This window comes from Planctopirus hydrillae, from assembly GCF_001707835.1.
In the GTDB taxonomy this organism is placed as follows: Bacteria; Planctomycetota; Planctomycetia; order Planctomycetales; family Planctomycetaceae; genus Planctopirus; species Planctopirus hydrillae.
Window position 1 is genome coordinate 261191 of the sequence record NZ_LYDR01000158.1, and the last position, 19073, is coordinate 280263.

Genomic DNA, 19073 nt, shown 5'->3' on the forward strand with positions numbered 1-19073 from the left:
TCATATAGATAAGGGGCTTAGCAGTGGCTGCTGCCATGTATCGAACGGGTGTGTTGAGCCTCGGAATCCTGGTGCTCCTGGTCGAGTGCCTGACATCTTCCGGTTGTGGGAATGGACGTCCCAAACTGGTCAAGGTCACAGGGAAAGTCACGTTGGATGGTAAGCCTCTCGAGGGTGCCGCCATTGTCTTTCAACCCAAGACCTCCGGAGAAAAGGCAGGTTTTCAGCGTCCTTCGACAGGAGTGACAGATGCTCAGGGTCAGTTTGTCGTCAGGACTTATGAACCCGGCGATGGGCTGCCTTGCGGCGAATATCTCGTCGGGGTTCAGAAGCGTGAAGTCGTGGGTCAGTCCAAGGTGGATCCTGGCGATGAAGCCAGTTCGTCTATGAACATCACCTATAAATGGGTGGTACCTAAGTCATATGCGGATCCACTCGGCTCGACGCTGACAGCGAATGTCACGAGCTCAGGAATAAATCCTGCGGAGTTTGCTTTAACAACTGGTGGTAAACCCGCGCAAATTGAAATTGTAGGTCCCAGAGCCCGAATCAACGATCCATAATCAATTATCAGGTGTTGTAATCAATATAGAGTTCTTCGTTATTCCCTGGAGTGAGAAAGATGTTTTTTCAAAATCGTAAAGCCTTTACGCTGATCGAATTGCTGGTCGTTATTGCGATCATTGCGATTCTGATCGCCCTGCTGTTGCCAGCTGTCCAGCAGGCTCGTGAAGCTGCCCGGCGGACAGAGTGTAAAAATATTCTCAAGCAATGGGGGCTCGCACTCCATAATTATCATGACACCTACAATTGTCTTCCTGCAGCAGGTTTTTCAGTAAGTGCCGGAACTCCGCCCAATCCAGGTCAGCATAACCGCTTCAGTTTTCATGTGCGTGTTCTGCCATTTCTTGATCAGACCCCGCTCTATAACCAGTTCGATATGTCTCGCTTTTATAATGATGCACCCAATTTTGCCTTGAAGCGATCCACAATCCCGGTCCTGCATTGCCCCAGTGCCTTGCTCTCTGACAGGACAGCAGACAGCGAGACAGTCACTTATGGCTCCACCAACAACCAGACTCATTCGCCGGTATCGGTGCATTATCTGGGAGTTGCGGGTGCAAAAGGCTTTTTACCCGGTTCAACAACTGCGTATTACGCCTCTCTGCCGGCAGTTCCCAATCTGACGTCTGATCATGGTGGTCTGGCGACGAATGGTTTATTGACCCGAAATGTCTCGTCAAGATTCAGCGACTGTACTGATGGTTTGTCGAACACATTCCTCATGGGTGAGGCCTCAGCCAACGCAGCTTCGGGTTGGAATCGAACTTTTCGAGCCTGGACACAAGGCGTTTCGACCAACGATAACTCTACGGCCATGTATGCCTCCAAGAATATTACGCATCAGATTGGTTCAAATACCGGTTGGAGAAGTAATACGGCTGGCAGTCTCTACAATGATTCCCGGTTTGGCAGTCAGCATGTCGGAGGGACTCATTTTCTCATGGGCGACGGAACTGTCCGTTTTGTCTCTGAGAACATTGACTTTGCGACCTATCAAGGGGCAGCCAGTCGAGATGGTGCCGAATCGATGCAGATTCAATAAATCATGCGACGGCAGCCACTATGAGATGTGTTCATTCGTCGGATGTCAGCCGTTTGCGTGAGGCAACGACTCGCTTCTCTGGCGATTCCGGCTTGATCTGCAGGTGCTGAGAAATTAGGTGATTGAAGATGATCGATGTTTTTTACCGTTCCCATTTCAATCAACGGTTGCAATGGATCGGGTCTCTGTCGCTGATGCTCTGGATTGGCACCTTTGTGACAGGCTGTGGCCAGAGTGGCGTGCAACCCGTCGATGTCTCCGGGAAAGTGACTTTTGGGGGCGAGCCAGTGAAGTTCGGCCTGCTGGAGTTTGTTCCCGATAGCGCTAAAGGTCATCAAGGCCCCGCCGGTTCGGCGGAAATTGTCGATGGTCAATTCACGACAAGGGGTTCAGGGAAAGGAGTCATTCCCGGGCCCCATCTTGTGAGGGTGACAGGTTATGAGAAAAAGCCTGCCAGTAGCCAGGGGGATGAAACGGTAATCACCAAGGCTGATATACCGCTGTTTCTCATGTTCACCATTCCTGTGGAAAAGGTCGGTGCGACGTGTGATCTCGATGTGCCAGCCTCCGCGAAAGGCTATGGCGTAGCACCTGTCAATCGAGGTGGAAGAATCGCCGCTCCTTGATTTTGCACTCAATCCTGAAATCTTGATATCGAGATTTCATATCGAGATTGGTGGATGCTTTCGCTATACTGACAACGGCATCGTTTGCATCGATCTGTTCGTCGAGTGATCTGGCCCGCGGTGCGATGAAGCTGAGTGATGAGTTTGACAGGTTCGGCCCGTGAGCCCCATTTGCTCATGATGCGTTCGGAACATTTTCAATCATTCATTGAATCCAGCTTTGCTCCGCAGGTCTTCTTTGAGTAGCGAGTTCTCAATGAGCCATTCTTCTCTTCGTATCGTCATAATGGCGATCACCCTCCCTGTATTGACGGGCTGGCTGATGGGTGTGGGCTGGAGTCAGCAAGCGGAGGCCGTCCCTGGTGCTGATCAGCCAGTGAAGAGTTTTCAGGAAGCAGTCAGTAACCAGGACGATTCGGGAGAATCACAACCTTCGAAGAACCTGTATGCAGCGATGGTCGCTGCGGATCAACCCGCATTCTATTGGAGCTTTGATCAAGGCTCTCTAAAAGACGTTTCTGGCCAATGGGTCTTCCAGCAGCAAGGAAACGTCAAGTTCAAAGTCGCAGGGCCCAGGGGCGAAAAGTATCCTCTGTTCAGCAGCGACAACCAGGCTCTGGAGTTCGGCAACAAAGCCGGGTACCTGACTCTCGATGATTCCCCCATCACACCCAAAGATCCAGCAGCCTTAGCGGCCAGTCCCCTGCGATTTCAGCAAGGTGATTCGATCACTCTGGAGGCCTGGGTCGATGTGCAGCAGATTGCCGAAAATCAGCAGATGTACGTGGTCGGCAAAGGACGCACCAAACGCTCCGGCTATCCTGCCGAAAATCAGAACTATGCCTTACGACTGGCTGGCAAGAATGGCCAGGCCCTTGTCAGTTTCCTCTTTCGTGATGCGGAAAGTCAGCCGGGGAACAGTGAGAATTACCACCGCTGGAACTCGCAATCTGGCGTGGCTGTCGATTCGGGATGGCATCACATCGCGGTGAGTTACACTTTTGGCGAGCCCAAGTCGATCAAAGGTTACATCGATGGTAGCCTCGTGGAGGGGACTTGGGATTATGGGGGGGCGACAACCAAAGCTCCTGTCGTCGATGATGATCAGCTCTGGGTGGGCTCGTCGTTAGGCGGGAATCCCGCCAGTACCTTTCGCGGATTGATTGATGAAATTGCGATCTATCGATCCGCCTTGCCACCTGCCCGCATCGCACAACATGCCCGGATCGTTCAGGAGCCCCCTTACCTGACCCCTCGTGAGCATATCTCACGAGACAACGTCTTTGTTGAGGTCTTTCATCATGTTCCCGATAAGCATAACTGGGAATTTCGCTTAGGTAAGCCGTTCGAATCGTTCCAGCAGGTCGATTGGTCACTGATTGCGATTCCTCAGCTTTACAACTCGCATGGGGTGCGGGCTGATCGCAGCAATCCTGTCGTCGTGCGATTAAGCGGCTTGGTGGAGTTTCCACCAGAAACGCGGCATTTGCTGCTCAGGGCGCGCAGTGGAGCCAGGCTATGGATTGATGACCAGCTCGTGCTCGATAATCGGCACCCTGGTCGAGGAAGTGATGGTCATGGCCCGCTCTATCGAGTCGAGAGCCAGATCTCAGATGCGATTCGTCCTTTGCAGCCAGGTGACTATGAGCAGGCGATTGCATGGAGTCCCACACCCGGTGAGCATCGTGTGCAAGTTGATCTCTGGGTGGGTGGTAAAGGACGCCGCCCGGAACTGGGAGAGATGTGTCTGGCCATTAGTGATGATGGCAAACAGTTCCAGGTGTTGTCTGCCAGACAACCCTTTCCACTGGATGACTGGCATTGGGAACAATGGGCCAAAACCGAGAAGAAACGTCTTGAAAGTGAAAACACCATCAGGCGAAGAAAAGCCTCTGAGGCGTACGCCCGCTATTGGGAAAAACGTCATCAATTGGCGAAAGATACGCTCGGGCAGCAGTCTCAAGGGCCCATCGGAGAAGATCTCAGCAGAACCAGAGCCACTGTTGCGGCCATTAACCGCGAAATTCAACAAGGTCTGTCTTCGGCTGGTGTTGAGCCCATGGCTCCCATTTCTGATGCCGAGTTTTTGAGAAAATCGACACTCGACATTCTGGGAACGATTCCTTCATTGAAGCTCCAGGAGCACTTCTGGTCACTCACGGAATCCAATCGACGTGCCGAGTGGATTGATTGGCTGCTCGAGCAGCCGGGTTGGGCTGATCATTGGGTGGCTTACTGGCAGGACGTGCTGGCGGAAAATCCAAATCTGGTGAATCCTACGCTCAATAACACGGGTCCCTTCCGCTATTGGATTCATGAATCGTTCAGCGATAACAAGCCCTTTGATCGATTCGCGACAGAATTGATCCTTATGGAGGGGAGCACCTACTTTGGAGGGCCAGCCGGTTTCGCTCTGGCGACGCAGAACGACAGCCCGATGGCAGCCAAGGCTCATATCCTGGCGCAGGCCTTTCTTGGCATGGAGATGAAATGCGCCCGTTGTCACGATGCTCCTTATCATGATTTTCAGCAGCGAGACCTCTTCAGTCTGGCAGCGATGTTGAAGCGAGAACCCGAATCAGTCCCCAAAACAAGCACGATTCCCGGTGATGAAAATGCACTGAAATCACTGCTGGTCAAAGTGACGTTGAAGCCGGGTGAGCCTGTCCCACCGGAATGGCCATTTGCAGAACGTCTTTCGGTGAGTCTCTCTCCTGATATTCTTGAACATCCTGCGGATCGGCGTGAGCAACTGGCTGTGCTGGTGACCTCTCCTGCCAATCGGAGATTTGCAGATGTGATCGTCAATCGCCTCTGGCAACGGTACCTGGGCAAAGGGATCGTGGAGCCGATTGATGATTGGGAGAACCCCGACCCGACGCATCCTCAGGTGCTGTCGATTCTTGAACAGGAACTGATTGCTTCCGGTTATGATCTGAAGCAGATCGCCCGTGTGATCTTGAATACCGAAGTTTACCAGCGAAAGAGTGACCATTCGGTCTATAGTGATGCCCGGCGAGCACGACTTTTTGCTGGGCCCGCACCACGTAAACTGACTGCCGAGCAACTTGTGGATTCGCTCTTTGTGGCTTCCGGGAAGAGTTTCCGCACAGAAGAGTTGAATATTGATGTCGATGGGCTGAGGCCGATGAATCAGTCCCTGGGATTTGGTTTCCCGGAACGTGCCTGGGAGTTTGTGGCCACAAATAATGAACGTGACCGCCCGAGCCTGGCACTACCTGGGGTGCAGAGCTTTATCAATGTGCTCGAAACATTTGGCTGGCGAGCATCACGACCTGATCCCCAAAGTCTGCGTAGCCAGGAAACGACTGTGCTGCAGCCGGCGACCTTAGCCAATGGAACTTTAACTCTCAGGGCGTCTCAACTCTCCGATGATAGTTTGATCACGGAACTGGCGATTTCGTCGAAGTCGGTCGATGAGTTTGTTGAGAAGGTCTTCCAGCAGTTGATGACTCGTGCTCCATCTGTTCAGGAAAAGGGCATGTTCGTGGAGTTCTTAAGTTCTGGCTTCAGCGAACGTGTGCTGGCGGGTACAGAACCAAAGGTGGTGCTTCGTCCTCAGGCAACAGGTGTCTCCTGGACGAATCATCTGCAGTCAGAAGCGAATAACATTAAGGTCAACTTCGCCATGACGATCGAAAAAGGTGATGAACCCTCGTCGCGGTTACAGGCTGATTGGCGTGAACGGGCAGAAGATTTTGTGTGGACGCTGATCAATATGCCCGAGTTTGTGCTGCTGAACTGAACGTTAACGGTATGGATACAGTATCAGTTAACAGCGCGAACAGACCTGTCCTTCGATCGTTGATTTGGCCCAGTGCTGATGGAAGAACGCTATGAATCCATTTTTAAATCGTCGTGATTTCAACCAGTACACTGCACTGGGTGGGGCCGTTGCTTTATCAGCGGGCCTGGGTCGAGTTGGATCTGCATCTTCTCTTCTGGCTGAGGAGCATGCAAAAGTCAGTTTTCCGATGGGAAAAGCCGAGCATTGTGTCATGATCTGGCTCGGTGGTGGAGCCGGTCAGATCGATACCTGGGATCCCAAAGTGAAAGGCGATCCCAAAGCGAATAAAGCCGGTTCGTATTATGACAAGATTCAGACAGCGATCCCGGGGGTGGAAGTTTGTGAACACCTTTCACGCTGTGCACCGATCATGGATCGATTCACGTTATTTCGGACTGTGCATCACGATGTGATTGATGAGCATGCCGCAGCAACGAATCGAATGCATACGGGTCGCCCTGTCAGTGAAACGGTGATTTACCCTTCGGTCGGTTCTGTCATTGCTCATCAGCGTGGTGCAGCAGGTGATGGTGTTCCCGCATATGTTCTCATCGGGTATCCCAGCACGACGAGAGGCCCGGGATTTCTTGGTAGCAAAGGCAACTATGTCTATTTGACGGATACTGAAAGTGGACCCCAGGGTTTTCAGCCAGCTTCGGTGATTCGCCAGGAGCGGCAAGCACGTCGTAACGAATTGTTGAAGAAAGTTCGCCAGCTCAATACCACTGAAGAAAAACAGGCTTTACTCAAGAATTACGAGTCGATGATTGATGAAGCTCAGCGGCTCGCTGGCCCCCAGTTCATGCGGATCTTTGATTTGAAGTCTGAATCTGCCGACCTTCGTAATGAATATGGTGGAGAGTTTGGGCAGCGCTGCCTGCTGACCCGCCGATTACTCCAGTCAGGGGTGCGGTTTGTCGAAGTCTCGCACAACTTGAACTTTCTCAACGGTACTGGCTGGGATGTCCATAATGATGGGATCGTCCAGCAGCATCGCCTGATCCAGGAACTTGATCAGGCGCTGGCTGCCCTTGTGCTCGACCTGGAACGAAACAAACTTCTTGATAAAACACTGATTGTGGTTTCAACAGAGTTCGGACGACCTGCCAAATTCGATGGCGGCGGCGGGCGCGGGCATCACGGCAAATGTTTTTCAGTCGCCTGTGCAGGTGGTGGGATCAAGACCGGCGTGGCAATTGGTGAGACCGATGATCTGGCGATGAACATCGTGAGTCGTCCGGTTTCCGTGCCCGACCTGCATGCCACCATGTATGCAACATGTGGCGTGAATCCCCGGGAAGAACTCTATGCAGGTGAGCGTCCTGTTCCCATTACTGACGGTGGTACTCCCGTACTGGAACTCTTCTCGTGATCGTTCAGTTAGAACCCGAGACCCACGCGGATCATCGCTGCTGAACTGGGATTAAAATTCCCGACATTCGACTCATATTCGACTCGGCGATTGAAGACATAACCAGCTTCAAAGCGGGGAGCCAGCCGTCCCTTATGTTTGATTTCATAGCCGGCCAGCAGATAGAGAGCATTGTAGGTGAGAGTATCATCGACACCTGATGTCCGTTCGACGGCCCATGTACCGCCACCCAGTTCACCAGCAAGGTAGAACCAGCGTTCTTCATCACCAACTTGTGAAAGACGCCAGGCAGCCCGTGGTCTGGGGAAAATAGCTTCGATTCGAAATGATTCACTGGGGGTATAAACAGCCCCCACCGCTGGCAGAGCCACGATGTCATCCCGATCAAGATAGACCGCACCAAAAGCCAATTGCCAACTGGCATTCATCTGCCACATGAAGATCGCTCTGCCAGTGATGCGGTACGCATTGCTACTGGTATTCTGAGCATCTGTGTAAATGCCCGGAGCGACAGCCAGATTCATTTTCCATTTCGGCGAGAGTTCTTTAGCCCACATGAAATCAATCGAGCCGCTGTAGAGAGTGGGTGGGAGATCAGTCGATGTCGGGCCATTGAGAAAGTTTGTGCTGAAAGCCGGGGTCACCATCCAGCCATTGGATCGAGGGAAAAGAAACGTCTGCCTGAACTCCAGGTTCGTCATGCCCAGTTCGTCACCATCACCAGGTAGAATCGAAACTGCGGCTTGAGTCGAAATGGGGATGATCCAGGGTTTGCCGGCTTGAGGAAGCAGTGGTTCATGGAGGTTTGCCTGTCCAATGTCAGTTTCAAACGGGGATGCTGGCTCTCCCGGAAGCATGACGTTATCGCCCTGCATAATCTGATTTTGTGGTTCGCCCTGCCATTGAGCTGCAGGTACGACATGGGGCATGGTCGTGATCATGCCGGGAATCTCGTTTGAGGGAGATTCAGGCACCGCCCAGGCGTTTCCGGATTCGACAACGTCGGTCTGAACTGTCATGGCTTCCGGCATGAGCAGAATGACAGGCCAGGCTGTGGCACTGGATTCTGTTGCGAATGTCTCTGTTGATTGCTGAGCGAGAGGCGAAACAGTGTGAACCGGCCCGGACGGGTGCTGAGCCCCGGAGGTGCTGGAATAGAACATCGCTGCAATCAGAGTGATCGACAAGAGTGCTGGAGCGGAGTTTGTTCCGCGATGGAAAGCACCCTTTTGATTTGGAGAAGACATGAATCCTGTCCAGCACAACAGTTTGAAGATCATTCAGCACAGGGGGAGTTACGAGACGAGCAAGGCCAGAAGAGGAAAGGCGGGGAGAAGCCGAGGGAGAGAGAAGCGGAATTTGGTCTTATCAGAAGTTCGCCTGTCCTATCAAGTGAAAGTCACCCGATCGATGCGATTTCAGGTTTGTATAACGGAATTTTCTGCCTGATCGGTTGTGAGCTTGAAGGTTGTCTCATGGCTCTGCCATGTCGTTCGCCTCATGCCGGTGATGCACTGATAGGCCTCTGGAAATTGTCGGTACAAAGCTTACAACCTGAAACTCCACGAAATTGACGAACTCGCTGCTTTACCTGCGGTGATTCTTGCTGTTACAAATAATACTCTAAACGAGCTGGCGTCCGTAAAATCCAGCAGGTGGAGATCATTATTATTTCAGGAAGCAGGGCATGCTCTTTGAGCAGTCCGTTCAGTTCGCCAGTCTGAGTGATATTGGATTCAGGCGTCAGAATAATCAGGATTCCTTTGCGGTTCATATTTGCAAAGACCGCGAAGACTGGGTTCGTCGCGGCCATTTGTTTGTCGTTTGTGATGGCATGGGTGGTCATGCCGTCGGAGAGTTAGCCAGTAAGCTGGCGGTGGATACGATTCCACATGCTTTTCAGAAATCTCTCGAACAGGATGCTAAGACAGCACTTCTGAACGCCATTGTTGATGGCAATCGCGTGATCAATGAGCGCGGCACGCAGAATCGCGAATTTGAGAGAATGGGCACCACCTGTACGGCTCTCGCACTCGGAAGTACCGGTGTGCTGATCGGCCATGTGGGGGATAGCCGGGCGTATCGGGTCAGAGGCAGTCAGATTGATCAACTGACGGCAGATCACAGTCTGGTCTGGGAAATGATTCAGCAGCGCCGCGTGCATCCCAAAGATGCGAGTTCAATCGTTCCGAAAAACATTATTACCAGATCTTTGGGTGTCGAGCCCACAGTGAATGTTGATATGGAAGGGCCCTTCCCTGCTCTTTCCGGTGATGTGTACGTCCTGTGCTCCGATGGTTTGACGAACCTCGTAAGTGACCAGGAGATTGGCGTGGCTGTGCGGGAACTGGCTCCTGCAGATGCTTGTCGATTTCTCGTCAATCTCGCCAATTTGAGAGGTGGCATCGATAATATTACGGTGATCACAGTTCGTCTGGGGGCCATGCCTGAAGGGGTCTCTCTCGATGGAATTCCTGAGAGTGAGGCTCGCGAGATTGATGGACGCTCATTCGCTCGCCTGGCATGGGTCATTGCCATGGTGGTCTCATGTGGTTTTGGAATAAGCCTGGTGATCAATGGACCTGACTGGCGTGCCGCAGGTTTAGCGTTGATTGGATTATCTGTCTTTCTCCTTGCCGTTGGTTGGATTTTTCGTAGAAACCAAGTGAAGCCATCTGATAAAGCGGGGATTGAAGCCGATTCGATGGCGACTGTGCTCTGGCGGCCTTATCGCACAGCATCGGCTCGCGCGACACCGGAACTCATCGATCGACTTGCCAGGTTGCATGCTGAATTGCAGAAGGCGGCCCGGGAAGAAGAGTGGTCGATTGATTGGCCTGAACATGATGATCTCATGCAGAAATTCACCCTGGCCACGATGGAGAAACGTCTGAGTCGGGCATTTCGAGATCTGACGAAAGTGATCGGCATGCTGATGAGTGGCGTTCAGGCACAGCGGCGGCGGTTGAAACGAGAGTCTCGCTGGGGCTCAGTTCGAAAGCCGAATGACACTTCAGGCAGTTGATCTCGCGTGCTGTCACCGAGTGATCACCGATGAGCAGCGGCTGATGGGTTCTTCTGCTGGTGATTCAGCGAAGGGAGCTTTACCGCCGGTTGACTGAGTGATGATCGCGGGTCGTAAGAATTCGATAGGCGAGATGACTTCTCCCGGAAATCGGTCTTGCTGGAGTTGGGCATGACCTTGTAATCTTTTCAAATCCATTAAAGCTGTTCAGCAATTGGCACAGAAGCTGGTTGTGGCTGCCAGGAAGTCACGACGGCGGAACACAGGCTTGATGGAAAAGCAGGTTTACGGCAAGGAGGCCGGGTGTTTTTAACGCGTTCCATTCGTCGCAAGCTGTGTATTGTGCTCTTCATCTCGGGGGGGCTGCTCACCGCTCTATTTGGAGCCGGATTTCTAGGCCTGTGGTCTTATGGAAGTATGGTTCATGAGATCGAAAAAAATCTGAGGTCGAGTCCTCGTCGCTACGAAGTCCTCGCGGCTACTTCGAGATTGATGGATCCCACACTCAGGCGAGATGCATTTACGCTATCGAGGCATTTGGCTGATCTGGAGTCGGCCATGGCTGACTACCGGTTGCAGCAGGCAAAGCTGCCCAATTCACCCGAAAACCGGGAGCAGAGCTCAATTGCGTTCGCGATTCTCCAGAAAATGGATGCGGATATTGCCCGGATGAAAGACAAGCTCCCGGCGCTTGAGAGTCAACAGATTGCTTTTGTCGCCCAGCAGGAAATGACTGAATCGCTGGCTTCTCTGCAGAAGAGTGCTGTCAGTCTGCCCAATCCAATTGAGGGGTTGCAGAAGCTCTGGCAGGATTCGCAGTCGACTTATCAGGTCTTCTTCTGGATTTTGCTGGTCGTTGCCTTGTGTGCCGTCGTTGCAATTTTCATGGTGATGCACCTGATGATTCGCTGGATCTTCTTGCCCATAAAAGAGCTGCACCGAAAGGCGATGAAAGTTGCGCGCGGCGATTTCAGCGTGCGGGTCAAACTCGACGGACAGGATGAGATTGTCGATCTGGCACAGGCATTCAATGCCATGACTGAGCGATTTTGCGAGATTAAAGCCGACCTCGACAGGCAGGTGAATGAGCGATCAAGGCAGTTGGTTCGCTCGGAGCGTCTGGCGGGTGTCGGATTTCTGGCGGCAGGCGTGGCACATGAAATCAATAATCCGCTTTCGGCGATCTCGATGGCCTCTGAATCGCTGGCATCTCGAGTGGCGGGATCCAATGGCGAACCTTTGTTGATCTCAGCAGAAGATGCAGAAGTCGCGAGGCAGTATCTGGAGATGATTCAGTCAGAGGCGGGTCGATGTGAGGAAATCACTTCAAGATTATTGACTTTTGCACGCGGGCAGGACGCTCCTCGTGGTCGCCAGGATCTGACGAGGATTGTTCAGGATGTGGTGCAGATGGTGGGGCACATGGGGCGTTTCTCGGGACATACGATTGATTGCCGTCCTAAGGAATCGGTCTTCGCTGAGGTGAATGGTGCAGAAATCAAACAGGTGGTTTTGAATCTTGTGGCAAATGCCCTGGAATCGATGGGGGCATCTGGTGGGAAGCTCAGTGTGGAGATCAAAGAGCTTTCTGATGAGGTGTGTCTGGTTTTTACAGACACCGGTTGTGGCATGTCGGCCCGCGTTCTGGAGAATCTGTTTGAGCCATTCTTTACAGAAAGAAAGTCAGGGCGTGGGACTGGTCTTGGGCTGTCGATCAGCCACCGGATTGTCGTTGATCATGGCGGGCGAATTGAGGCTCACAGCGATGGCCCTGGCTGCGGAAGTACCTTCCGTGTTCATCTTCCCAAAAGAGCCGTTCAATCGATGGCAGCATGATGAAAAGCTGCTGCAATCGATGAATGCGGCATTGCCGGGATTCGTATCTTCTGTTAACAAGCCGATGTAATGATTTGCCAAATCAGCCTGAACAGGCCCTGAGGCATGATGCCTCTGGAAGGGCAAGGAGAAAGCCCGTTGGGTACGATGACATCAAACAAACTGCGTGTGCTGTTCGTGGATGATGAGGCGGCTATCCGCAGTGTGATGAAGATCGAATTGCCACGCATGGGGCACGATGTCACATTCTGCGAAGATGGTGAATCCGCGCTGAAAGTGCTGGAAAATCATACCTTCGATGCCGCAATTGTGGATCTGCGGATGCCAGGGATCAGTGGCTGGGATGTGATTGATCACATCAAAAAAGTTTCTCCTGAAACTGAAGTGATTATCAGTACCGGGCATGGTGATCTTGAGGCGGCCATTCAGGCTGTTCGCAAGGGGGCTTACGACTTTCTGCCCAAGCCCTGCAAATTGTTTGAGATTTCTGCTGCATTGAAAAGAGTCGCTGAAAAACGGACTCTCACCAATAAAGCGATTGCTCTCGAAACGCGATTGAAGGCGGTCGAAGGAGCGCCAGATATCATTGGCAAAACGCCATCGATGCAGCGTGTTAAACGGATGATCGAAAAGATTGCTCCGACAGATTCCGCTGTGTTGATTCTCGGTGAGACCGGGACTGGCAAGGAGCTGGTGGCTCGTCGGGTGCATGAATTGAGCCATCGTGCTCAAATGCCGTTTGTGGCTGTGAATTGCGGAGCCCTCCCGGATAACCTGGTGGAAAGCGAACTGTTCGGTCACCGGAAAGGTGCGTTCACCGGGGCGGATACGCCTCGGAAAGGACTCATTGAGGTGGCGAATGGAGGGACACTGTTCCTCGATGAATTGGGAGAGCTCGATAAGTCGATGCAGGTGAAGCTGCTGCGATTTTTAGAGTCCGGTGAAGTTCGTCGCGTGGGTGAGAACGAAGCTTTTCACGTGGATGTTCGCATCGTCTGTGCGACAAATCGTGACCTCGAATCAATGGTTCGCGAAGGGGCTTTCCGGGAAGACTTATTCTTTCGTGTGAATACGTTCGAAATTCGGCTCCCTCCCCTGCGCGAACGGAAAGAAGACCTTCCCGATGTGTCTCGCAATCTGATTGCGAGACATCTCAAGCGGCGTGACGTGCCACCCGAGATTCTTGCACCAGAAACGATCGAAGCCTTGCAATCACACGACTGGAGTGGAAACATTCGTGAGCTTGCCAATGCACTGGAGCATGCGGTAATTCTGGCGGATGGCGGAGTCATCCTTCCCGAACATCTTCCCGGTGCAATCACACGTCAGCGATCTGCTGTTCTGAATGGCAATAAGGGCGTCGAAGCTGCTTTTTCCAGCGGTTCTCCCAAAACCTTGCGTGAGATTGAAATGGAAGTCATCTATCAGGTGCTCGAGAAGCACAAAGGTGACAAAGTCAAGGTGGCTGCCGAGTTGGGCATCGCTCTCAAGACGTTATACAACAAGCTCAACGGTGATCAGACGCGTGCTGCCAGTTGATCAGGCCTGATTCGCGCCAGAGTGGTGGAGCCTGTGTCTTAGTGGTGTTGAATCGTACACTCTGTACAGGACGCGAGTATCAGACTTTCGTGGTCTGCGCGAGAGATGCTCCGATATTCAACGGTAAATTCGCATCCTGCGGAGAGCGTTTCAGCAAAAGGCAGGTCAGGTCATCCACGGGGCCTCGCTGACCAGCATGCCTCAGGACAGCCGTTTTGATCACACTCGTGAGGTGTTCGGCCGACTGGCCTTTTCCGGCATGCAGTAGCTCGTACAGAGGCTGTGTCCCCAGAGCAAATCCCGAGGTATCTGTCGTTTCAGTAATGCCATCCGTGTAAAGCAGCAGCAGACTGCCGGGAGGCAATTTCGTTTGTTCCTGAACGAACTGACAATGAGGATCAAAACCAAGCACGGGGCCGGTGGGTGACAGGGCTTGAGTTTCACCATCGGGGAGTAGAATGACACCCGGTTGACCTGCCGCGATGTAACGCAATTCGTGTTCTTCGGGAATCAGTCGAGCAAAAAACAGACTGACAAACCGGTGGTTAAGAATATCTCCATCGCAGAGAAATCGATTGAGACGTTCGGCAATGATCGCTGGATCATGACCCACACTGAGATCAGCACGTAGAAATGCGCGTGTCTGCGACATGAGGATCGAAGCACCCAGGTCGTGACCGCTGACATCGGCAATCACGAGGCCAATCGATCCATCGCCATAAACCAGATAGTCGAAGTAATCTCCTCCCACAGCCTCTGCAGGGATAGAAAAACCTGCCAGTTGATAGTTCCTGATGACGGGTGCTTCTCTGGGAAGAAGTGCCTGCTGCAGTTGGCGAGCCAATTGGAGTTGGGCCTCGGTACTCAACATTTTGGCTTCGACCTGCGAGACACGAGAGTAATCGCAGAGCAGACCAATGAAAGGGACGAGGTAACCGACGATCTTCAGATAATGGGCGATGACTGCCGCATTGTCGTCAAAACGGCGAGATCCAAAGGCCATATACATTTGCAGTAGAATATGGGGGATCACACTCAACAGCAGACCATGTGAGAACAGACTGGGATACTGCTTGTAAAATCGCGGCAGAAAGAAGATTCCAGTGATGAGGTAAATGATCAATGTAAATGCATCGAGGGGTCTGGGGATCGAAGATGCAGGGAACACCGTTTTGGGCAACTCGGGAATCCAGGCACAGAGCTCGACAATCGAGAAGGCACCAAGTCCGAATACGATCGCTGCACAAATCAGAAAACCTGCGTTACGGTTATTCCTTGATCCACTCCATTCGGGCGTGATGAACCCCAGAGCGAATGGAGCCGTCCCTAATGTAATGATCAAGGCATATGTCAGGCGTGTCATGGCATCGGTAAAGTCAGCAAATCGGGAGGGATCTGAAGCCGAGACCAGGATTCCATTGATCGCCAGTGCATTGGCAGCATCCATCAATCCGCAGAACAACAGTGCCGTCCCAAGAATGGGTGTCGTGACATCTCCCCGGAGACGAAACATGGAAAACGCGCTGACGGCTGTCACAACACCGGTGCAAGCGGCTGTCCATGAGAGCAGAGTGACAACGATCTCGCCACGAACCTGCTGAAGGGCCGTCCCCGCGTCAATCGGGTTGATGCCCCAGCGAATACCGAACAGATTGGTTACCAAAGGGAGAGCGCAGGCGACGACTAACCCCATGATGATCGATGGAGGAAGGACATCGGGAGGATTCTGTGAACGATTCCAGCTCGGCATCAGTTGTCTCGTCGCATTGAAATCGGCCCAGTGATCGGCAACTCGGCTTCCCTGTAATTTCCAGTTCCTGCAATGGAATTGCCAGTATCACTTCTTCAGCTTCGCGAAACATTCAATATTCCGTCCCGAGCGGTCTCAGCCGATTGATGAGTCTATTCATGCGTCCTTCTGGTTGATCCACACCGGACAGGAACTACAGTCCTCTGTGCGGCAGATTCTGCGAATAGAGCTTTGACACTGTCAAAGTTTAACGATCAGGCAAAGGGTACGGATTGTTCGTCGTATAACGACTTTAGCCAAAGTGCCACCTGAATCGCTCGTGACGCCCGCAGAACCGTGAAATTCGGTTTACCCGGAATGTCGATCCAGAACAGTGAGCGGCATTGTCCAGGGCCAGATGTGTGGACGATTGCCGAATGGAACTGAATTGACAGCTCGGGTGCCAGGTGTCGAGCCCATGCTTGACGCCAAAATGGTCAATCTGCCTGGTCTGTCGCGAGGAGTGCTTCTGCAATGAAAAAGTCGTCAGGGATGAATGACTATCGCTGGTTACTGACATGCGCAGCCGGGGGAATGCTGGCTGCGGCAACTCCTGCCGATGCACAGATCGTCAGGCCTGGGTTCTTGTCTCAAGGGCAGAAAAGTGCTCCAGCTCGAACAACGCCGATGACCAAATCGGATGACGTCAACTTCAAGCAGCAGACGGCGACGATTCAGCAGCCCTCGCAAGCGGCCAAAATCATTCCGGTCGGAAACAATTCGATTCAGGAAGAGTTAGAAAAGCTCTATCGAGAAAGTGGTCGGGAAATGCCGGCCATGACTCTCGAATCAGCGGCCCAGCAAACCAGCCCGAATTATCAGCGGCCGGGACAAACTCCGGGAAGTTCCGTCGCTGCCCCTGCTGGATCTCAACCCGCTCAAGCGGCACCTGCGACAAACTGGTACGCCCCGGGAGCGGCTCCAGCAAGTATGCCCCCCTCGGGAACTCCTGCTGTACCCGCCACTGCAGCTCCAACCGCTCAGCCTGCTCCTGCTCCCTCAGGGAATGCTGTTTCGCGATTCTTTAAGCGATTGACACCCGGTCGAAAAGAAACCACGCCGGCCAGCTCACAACCTCCGGTACCTCCGGGAGTCGCACAGTCCTATCCGGCGTATCAGGCTCCATCGGTGCCGCCTGCTGAGTTGATGACAGGTGATGAAGCCCCGCTGCCCTCTGCCGCACCGAACCGACTGCCCGCCGTAATTCCCCCACAGATTCAGGCGGCACCTTTGGCACCCACAACTCGTCCTGTGGTGACATTGCAACGCCCATTACCTGCACCTTCAACTCAAACTCAAGCGCAGGTTCCGGCCCAGGCTCCACCACAAGCTGCCCGGGTGATTCCTGTCCCTGCTCCAGTGCCCGCTCCAGTCGCTGCTTCGAGCATCCTCGCGGTTCCACAAGGGTTATCGCAGACTGTTGTGCCACCGGTGATGGCACCCGTGGATTCCTATGCAATTCCTCCATCGCCAGCACCTCGGCAAGCATCAGTCGCTGCCCCCGTTCAGGTACCAGCCCCTGTTCAACCACCAGCCACAACTCAGGTTCCAGTGACTGTCCAGACGCCAGTCACCACCACCCCTCAGGCGACTGTCGCGAAGATCCCTGTTGTGCCTGCGATTCCGGCAGTTCCTGCACAGCCTGTTCCTCAGGTCATGGTACAAACTCAACCAGTCCAAACTCCGCCAGTGCAAACTCCACCAGTGCAGAATGCGCCAGTCGCTGCTGAACCAGTGTTTTCAATGCCTGTCCCACTGGGAACCTTACCAGCCCCTGTGGAACCGACTTTGCAGAATCCTGGACGGATTCCAGCGACTCCCAGCGCAGCACAAGCAGTGCAGCAGCCTGTGGTGACAGAAACCAGGATTCCTGTGAATCAGGCCGCAATTCCTGTCGTCAAACCTGCCGTAGAGGCGACATCACAGGCCGCTCCAGCTGGGCAACCGGCAGTGGCTGCAGGACTGGACGACTTCCCGGATCCGTTTACCGAAGTCTCCGAAGCGATGGCGGATCGCGGCTTGCGTCGGGCCGAACCAGCACCACAGACTGCGGCTGCCGCTCCAATAACTTCGACAACTCCTCTTGCCGCTCCGGCGCAGGCTGTGCCAACGCAGAACGCCACGCTGTCGAACGCTCTTGTGCCGAATGCGCCTGTGCCGAACACTCCTGTGTTGCCAGTGGAAAAAACTCCCGCAAGTCCTGCACCGGTGGCTTCACAGGTGGCGACTCCTGCGGCGGCACCTGTGACAGATGAGGTCGCGGATCCCTTCTCGGGAGTTGCTTTACCTCCACCAAGCTTACCTGCCGCAGTGACGGAGAAAGCACCAGCAGTGGCTCCCTCCACAACGACTGCCAAGGAAGCCATGAAGAATGTGATTCCTAACAAACCAGGAGAACCAGCTCTGGAGGATTGGGAGCTGGAAGATCTGGCCGAAGAAGCTGCCGAACTCGAAGAAGAAGCTCGAAAGGCACGCGAAGCTGCCAAAGCTCCAGCAAATCCAACCGACACAGCCACTCCAAATGCCCAACCTGCAAGTCCAGTGGCACCTGCTGTTCCACCCGTTGGACAAGCTTTGGATTTGCCTCTCGATGCGGACAAGGGTGGACAGCCAGCGGCTCCTGCTCAAGCTCCGGTTCAGCCCCCCGCTTTGATGGTTCCCGCAGAAGTCCCTGCTCTGGCGATTCCGCCAGCGGCTGAGGCCGTGCCACCAGCAGCCATTCCCGCTCCGGCATCGCCACCAGCCACGCCACAGGCAAAAGAAGTATTACCTGGAACATTGGCCACTGCCGTTCCAGCAGTTCCAGCAACTCCAGCAGCCCCTGCCCATGCAGCCGTGGCACCGGCTCAGCTTCCGGCGGATGCACAGAATGACCCACGGATGAAGCAGATTTTTGCTCGTGAAGGAGTTTCGGGATTGAAAGGGTTCTGCCCAGTGGCCTTACGCGATCAACGCGAATTGAAGGATATTCAGCCCCAGTTTGCAGCCACCTATCGTGGGCAGAAATTCCAGTTCTCCTCGGCCGAGGCGAAAGCCCGGTTTGAACAGGAACCTACTCGCTATGCACCGGCTGCTTACGGTGCTGACGTGGTCGTTCTGGCAAACGCGAAAGATGTGGTGGAAGGCTCACTCGATCATGCGGCCTGGTACAAGGGCAAACTGTATCTGTTCAGTGATGCAGAGTCGCATCGGCAGTTCGTGATTGATCCCGCGAAGTATGCCTCACCTGCCGGGTTGGAATAATGGCGAGATCACACCTCGATTGACCTGAGCCCCTTGCGGGCGAATCTGTCAGGATCGATCACCCCTTTGGCCGGACCCTGCGACCGGCTGAAGGGGTGATTTTTTTGCTGCCATTGCTCGTTCAGAGAAAATGACCTGAACCTTTCACTCTGTGAGAGATCACATCCGTGCGAAGTGATAAGTGTTCAGAGAAGCTCGCTACGATCCAGTCGCTTTACGCGCGAATTGC

12 protein-coding genes are annotated in these 19073 nt (G+C 53.5%); 9 read left to right on the top strand and 3 right to left on the bottom strand.

All coding sequences use genetic code 11. The annotated features are described in order from the left end of the window. Positions 1-23 precede the first annotated feature (23 nt). From A6X21_RS22885 to A6X21_RS22905, 5 genes are all read left to right on the top strand, one after another. Entirely contained in the window at positions 24-563 is a 540-nt protein-coding gene (locus A6X21_RS22885) for a transthyretin-like family protein (protein ID WP_131818510.1), read from the top strand. 59 nt (positions 564-622) lie between these two features. Then, a complete protein-coding gene (locus tag A6X21_RS22890) occupies positions 623-1606 on the top strand; it encodes a DUF1559 domain-containing protein (protein WP_068853295.1) in 984 nt (327 codons plus the stop codon). Positions 1607-1734: 128 nt separating this feature from the next. Beyond that, the gene (locus A6X21_RS22895) at positions 1735-2232 is read left to right on the top strand and encodes a hypothetical protein (protein WP_068853297.1); all 498 of its coding nucleotides are present in this window, start codon (positions 1735-1737) and stop codon (positions 2230-2232) included. A 256-nt stretch (positions 2233-2488) separates the two neighbouring features. Then, on the top strand, positions 2489-5998 hold the full coding sequence (locus A6X21_RS22900; RefSeq protein WP_083233854.1) for a DUF1553 domain-containing protein: 3510 nt from the start codon (positions 2489-2491) through the stop codon (positions 5996-5998). Between the two features lie 91 nt (positions 5999-6089). Beyond that, on the top strand, positions 6090-7412 hold the full coding sequence (locus A6X21_RS22905) for a DUF1501 domain-containing protein (RefSeq protein WP_068853299.1): 1323 nt from the start codon (positions 6090-6092) through the stop codon (positions 7410-7412). A gap of 8 nt (positions 7413-7420) precedes the next feature. Here the strand turns inward: A6X21_RS22905 and A6X21_RS22910 are convergent, their stop codons facing one another. Then, entirely contained in the window at positions 7421-8659 is a 1239-nt protein-coding gene (locus A6X21_RS22910) for a DUF6268 family outer membrane beta-barrel protein (protein WP_068853301.1), read from the bottom strand. A gap of 440 nt (positions 8660-9099) precedes the next feature. Here A6X21_RS22910 and A6X21_RS22915 point away from each other — a divergent pair, with 440 nt between their 5' ends. Beyond that, positions 9100-10437 (top strand): protein phosphatase 2C domain-containing protein, encoded by a 1338-nt coding sequence (locus A6X21_RS22915; RefSeq protein WP_068853303.1) that lies wholly within the window; start codon positions 9100-9102, stop codon positions 10435-10437. Positions 10438-10460: 23 nt separating this feature from the next. Here A6X21_RS22915 and A6X21_RS24920 read toward each other — a convergent pair whose 3' ends face one another. Then, positions 10461-10610 carry a hypothetical protein gene (locus A6X21_RS24920; protein ID WP_165603914.1) on the bottom strand — a complete coding sequence of 50 codons (150 nt, stop codon included), beginning with the start codon at positions 10608-10610 and terminating at the stop codon, positions 10461-10463. A gap of 130 nt (positions 10611-10740) precedes the next feature. Here A6X21_RS24920 and A6X21_RS22925 point away from each other — a divergent pair, with 130 nt between their 5' ends. Beyond that, a complete protein-coding gene (locus A6X21_RS22925) occupies positions 10741-12273 on the top strand; it encodes a sensor histidine kinase (protein WP_131818511.1) in 1533 nt (510 codons plus the stop codon). Positions 12274-12420: 147 nt separating this feature from the next. Further along, a complete protein-coding gene (locus A6X21_RS22930) occupies positions 12421-13812 on the top strand; it encodes a sigma-54-dependent transcriptional regulator (protein WP_068853429.1) in 1392 nt (463 codons plus the stop codon). A 79-nt stretch (positions 13813-13891) separates the two neighbouring features. Here A6X21_RS22930 and A6X21_RS22935 read toward each other — a convergent pair whose 3' ends face one another. Then, positions 13892-15562, bottom strand: a complete 1671-nt coding sequence (locus A6X21_RS22935; RefSeq protein WP_068853309.1) for a PP2C family protein-serine/threonine phosphatase — start codon at positions 15560-15562, stop codon at positions 13892-13894. A gap of 513 nt (positions 15563-16075) precedes the next feature. On the opposite strand from A6X21_RS22935, the gene A6X21_RS22940 reads away from it, so the two are divergent. Beyond that, positions 16076-18844, top strand: a complete 2769-nt coding sequence (locus A6X21_RS22940; protein WP_131818512.1) for a hypothetical protein — start codon at positions 16076-16078, stop codon at positions 18842-18844. The last annotated feature ends 229 nt before the right edge of the window (positions 18845-19073 follow it).